Origin of the sequence: Actinoplanes sp. NPDC051633, assembly GCF_040681735.1 — a bacterium.
GTDB lineage: Bacteria > Actinomycetota > Actinomycetes > Mycobacteriales > Micromonosporaceae > Actinoplanes.
In genome coordinates, this window is record NZ_JBFAZH010000746.1 from 1 (window position 1) to 3,904 (window position 3,904).

The 3,904-nt window shown below is 72.4% G+C and carries 5 protein-coding genes; 3 read left to right on the forward strand and 2 right to left on the reverse strand.

Features of this window, described 5'->3' with window-relative positions; all coding sequences use genetic code 11:
* The 3 genes from AB0M20_RS31115 to AB0M20_RS31125 all read left to right on the forward strand — a co-directional run.
* A partial coding sequence (locus AB0M20_RS31115; protein ID WP_364303896.1) for an ATP-binding protein occupies positions 1-758 on the forward strand: 758 nt, incomplete at its 5' end.
* A 70-nt stretch (positions 759-828) separates the two neighbouring features.
* A complete protein-coding gene (locus AB0M20_RS31120) occupies positions 829-1,326 on the forward strand; it encodes a flavin reductase family protein (protein ID WP_364303897.1) in 498 nt (165 codons plus the stop codon).
* Entirely contained in the window at positions 1,323-1,787 is a 465-nt protein-coding gene (locus tag AB0M20_RS31125; RefSeq protein WP_364303898.1) for an NAD(P)H-dependent oxidoreductase, read from the forward strand. Before AB0M20_RS31120 ends, AB0M20_RS31125 begins: the two co-directional genes overlap by 4 nt.
* On the opposite strand, the gene AB0M20_RS31130 is transcribed toward AB0M20_RS31125, so the two are convergent.
* A complete protein-coding gene (locus AB0M20_RS31130; protein ID WP_364303899.1) occupies positions 1,770-2,750 on the reverse strand; it encodes a sugar phosphate isomerase/epimerase family protein in 981 nt (326 codons plus the stop codon). The two genes, AB0M20_RS31125 and AB0M20_RS31130, sit on opposite strands and share 18 nt — an antisense overlap.
* Before the next feature lie 13 nt (positions 2,751-2,763).
* On the reverse strand, positions 2,764-3,904 hold a 1,141-nt coding region (locus tag AB0M20_RS31135; protein ID WP_364303900.1), incomplete at its 5' end, for an FGGY-family carbohydrate kinase.

Consider the following 3,904-nt stretch of genomic DNA (forward strand, 5'->3'; position numbering starts at 1 on the left):
ACGGCAAGAGCCTGCGCGGCGGCCTGCTGCTCTACGGCCCGCCCGGCTGCGGCAAGACCTTCCTGGCCAAGGCGGTGGCCGGCGAGATGGGCGCGCGGTTCGCCACCGTGTCGCTGACCGACGTGCTGAACATGTGGATCGGCCAGTCCGAGCAGAACCTGCACCAGATCTTCCAGGCCGCCCGCCGCAACGCGCCGTGCGTGCTGTTCCTGGACGAGGTCGACGCGCTCGGCCACAAGCGCAGTCAGCTGCAGTCGTCGGCGATGCGCACCCTCGGCAACCAGCTCCTGGCCGAGCTGGACGGCATGGAGGGCGCCAACGAGGGTGTCTTCGTGCTGGCCGCGACCAACGCGCCGTGGGACGTCGACCCGGCGCTGCGCCGGCCCGGCCGGCTGGACCGCACCGTGCTGGTGGTGCCGCCGGACGCCGAGGCCCGCGCGGCGATCCTCGAGGTGCACCTGCGGGACCGGCCGATCGCCGGCGTCGACCTGAAGCGCCTGGCCGCGGCGACCGACAAGTTCTCCGGCGCCGACCTGGCCCACCTGTGCGAGACCGCGGCGGAGTATGCGATGCACGACTCGATCTCCACGGGCAACGTGCGCATGATCGAGCAACGTGACCTGGAGACCGCGCTGGGCGAGGTGCGCCCGTCCACCGGCCCGTGGATGACGACGGCCCGCAACGTGGCGATGTTCGCCAACGAGGACGGCGCCTACGCCGAACTGGCCAAATACCTCAAGAAGAACAAGCTTTTGTAAACGGCGCCGCCCTCGCGTCATTCCCCATTGGGTCTATAGGATATGGAGGCGACAGAAGGAGGGCACGCCAGTGACCGTCGTCGACTCTGATCTCTTCCGGGCGCTGCTGCGCCGGCACGCGGCGGCCGTCGTCGTCGTGACCGCGCCCGGCGCCCCGCCCGCGGGCTTCACCGCCACCTCGTTCACCTCGGTGTCGCTGGAGCCACCGCTGGTCAGCTTCTGCCTGGCGCACACCGCGTCGTCCTGGCCCGCCGTCTCCGCGGCGGGCCTGGTGGCGGTGCACGTGCTGGCCGACCATCAGGAGAGCGTGGCGCGGACGTTCGCGACCAGCGGCATCGACCGGTTCGCCGCGCACGGCGCGTGGCGGCCCGGCCCGGGCGGCGTCCCGCTGCTGGACGGGGTGCTCGCCCGCCTGGTCTGCCGGGTCTCCCGGCGCGTGGCGGCCGGCGACCACACGATCGTGCTGGCCACCCCGCTGAGCGGCGAGCACGTCGAGGACGAGGGGGCCACGCCGCTGGTCTACCACGCCGGGCGCTATGCCCAGCTGGGCGGAAGGGCGGCGGCGTGACGACGACAGTGGTGCTCTCCGGGAACCCGCGGTCCGGCTCACGGACCCGCCGGCTGGCCGAGGCGGTGGCCGAGGAGTTGGGCGCGCACGACGCGGTCGTGGTCGACCTGTCCGAGTTCGGCGCGAAACTGCTGACCCCGGGGGACGAAGCCACCGCGGCGGCGGTCGAGACCGTGCGAGCCGCGGAGCGGCTGATCGTGGCCACGCCCACCTACAAGGGCGCGTACACCGGGATCCTGAAGGTCCTCTTCGATCTGTTCCCGGCCGGGGGACTGGAGGGCGTCACGGCCGTCCCCGTGGTGACCGCCGGCAGTCGGCAGCAGGCCGAGGCGGCGGCGGGCCACCTGCGGGCGCTGCTCAGCGAGCTGGGGGCGACGCAGCCCGGGCCCGGTCTGCTGGTGACCGAGCCCGAGCTCGCGGACATCCGGGCCGCCGCGAAGGCCCTACAGCTCGCCGAATAGCGCGGCCTGGACGATCCGCTGGGCGGCCATCGCGTCCTGGCGCTCCTGCGCCTCGGCCAGCGCGGCGGTGTCCAGCCGGTCCAGGGCGCGGTGGATCCGCTTGAGCGTGCCGATCGCCGTGTTGGCCGCGTCGACGCCGTCCTCGCGGAACGGGAACTGGTCGAGCTGCCACACGCCGTCCCAGTTGTTCTGCCGCAGCACGTGGAAGAACTCGAAGATCTCGGTCAGGTGCACGGTGCCGACGACCAGGTCGTCGTCCCAGCCGCGCAGGTTGTCGTTGACGTCCATGCCGTAGAGCCGGCCGTGGTCGATGATCAGCTGCGCGGCGTCGGCCGGCGACTCGCCGCCGTAGAGGCTGTGCCCGAAGTCGAGCAGGATCCCGACGTTGTCCAGGCCGATCTGCTCGATGCCCAGCAGCGTGCGGGCGGCCGAGTCCCAGGTCATCTTCACCCGGGGCTCGCGCGGCTTGTACTCGATGGCGAACTTGAGGTCGGGGTGCGCCCCGGCCAGGTCACGCATGCCGTCGACTGCGAGCTTCCACAGCGTCCGGTGGTTGACCTGCCAGGGGTAGTCCCAGCCGTCCTGGCCGGGCCAGATCTTCACGTAGTCGGCGCCCAGCTCGCGGACGATCCCGGCGGCCTCGTGCATGAGGTCGAGGGCGGCGGTGCGGGCGGCCGGGTCGGGGTTGGTGAACGCGCCGCGGCTCCACTTGCGCAGGTAGATCTCGGGGGTGATGCCGATCGCGGTCAGCCCCTCGGCCTTCAGCGCGTCCTTCACCTCGTCCAGCGAGACGCCCGGGGTGAACGGGTAGTTCAGGTCGACCACGGACAGGTCCTCGACCTGGCCGGCCAGCTTGATCGCGTCGAGCGTGGTGCGGGCCGGCCCGTAGCCGTCGGTGGCGTAGCGGTCGACGTAGGTGGCGAAGTGCCAGAGGCCCGCGCCGAAACGGGGATACTCGGTCATTGTCGGTCAGCTCCTAACGCGCTGTTCCCAATGCTTGATGGACTGCTGCCCGCCACGAGGCGCGGCGCGCCTCTCGGAGATCGGGCTCGAGGCTGGGGAGGAACTCGTCGTAGGCGATGGGTTGCGCCGGCCAGGGTGCGGCCAGCAGGGCCGCTCCGAGGGCGGAGAGATTCCCGGTACGCGCGCGCAGCACCGGCACCCCGGCCAGGTCCGCCTGGATCTGCATGAGGTGGTCGTTCGCGCCGGCCCCGCCGTCGGCCAGCACCCGCTCGACCCCGGGCATCGCGTCGAGCACGTCGGTGACCTGGTGCGCGATCGAGTCGAGCGCGGCCCTGGCCACCTGCGCCGGGCCGCTGCCCAGGGTCAGGCCGGTGATCAGTCCGGAGGCGGAGTCGTCCCACCAGGGCGCGGCCAGCCCGCCGAAGGCCGGCACGAGGTGCACGCCGTCGCTGTCCGCGTCGCGGGCGAGCGTCGCGACCCGCTCGGGCGTGATCCCGAGGAAGGAGGCGAGCCAGGCGATCGTGGCGCCGCTGGAGCGGATGTTGCCCTCCGCGGCGAGGCGGTCGTTCCAGGCGATGGTCAGGCACAGATCGGGCGGGCGCAGATCGGGCGGGCGCAGATCGGGCGGGCGCAGATCGGGTGGGCGCGGGTCGGTGACGTCGCCGTCGAGCAGCCCCATCACCGACGACCCGGTGCCGTAGGTGACCTTGGCGCCGCCCGCGGCCCGGGAACCGTGCGCGTGCAGGGCGGCGTGCGAGTCGCCCAGGACGGCCCGGATCGGCAGCCCCTCCAGCACCCCGCCACTGGCGCCGATCACGCCCAGATCGCCGGACGACGCGGTGACGGCCGGGAGTAGCGAGGCCGGGATGCCGAAGAGGTCGAGCAGCTCCGGGCTCCACCCGGCGGTGCGGACGTCCAGCAGCTGGGTGCGGGACGCGTTGCCGACCTCGATGCGATGGGCGCCGGTCAGCGCGTACACCAGCCAGGAGTCGACCGTGCCCACCGCCGTGGCGTCTGGCGCCGCATCCAGCAACCACCGCAGCTTGGCCGCGCTGAACATGGGATCCAGCGGCAGCCCGCTGATCTCGGCGATCCTCGCCGCCTGGGGCCGCAGGCGCAGGCAGATGTAGCGAGGTGTAATTTGATAAAAGACA

Coding starts and splice junctions, on each gene's coding strand:
- AB0M20_RS31130 (WP_364303899.1), bottom strand. CDS start 2,750: ATGACCGAGTATCCCCGTTTCGGCGCGGGCCTCTGGCACTTCGCCACC.